Annotated in this window: 1 pseudogene (running past one end of the window); it reads left to right on the top strand. The window is 59.3% G+C overall.

Annotated features, from left to right (window positions below):
* Window positions 1-209: pseudogene (locus FDX22_RS21050) on the top strand (phosphosugar isomerase); its annotated part reaches 35 nt to the left of the window's first position; the annotation flags it as partial.

Raw genomic sequence — 209 nt, 5'->3', positions numbered from 1 at the left:
CTATAGCGATGCCCTGGCGGGTCTGGGGCAGCATCTGACTGAACCGGTCTGGCAGTCGCTGATGGCGGAGTTACGCAGTTGTACAGGGAAAATCGTCGTGACCGGCGTCGGTACATCCGGTATTGCGGCGCGTAAAGTCGCGCATATGCTCGCCTGCGTGGAACGTCCGGCGATTTATCTCAACGCAACGGATGCAGCGCATGGCGATT

The organism is Citrobacter sp. TBCS-14 (genome assembly GCF_005280805.1).
Classification (GTDB): Bacteria; Pseudomonadota; Gammaproteobacteria; order Enterobacterales; family Enterobacteriaceae; genus Citrobacter; species Citrobacter gillenii.
This window is presented reverse-complemented; position numbering and strand designations above follow the sequence as displayed.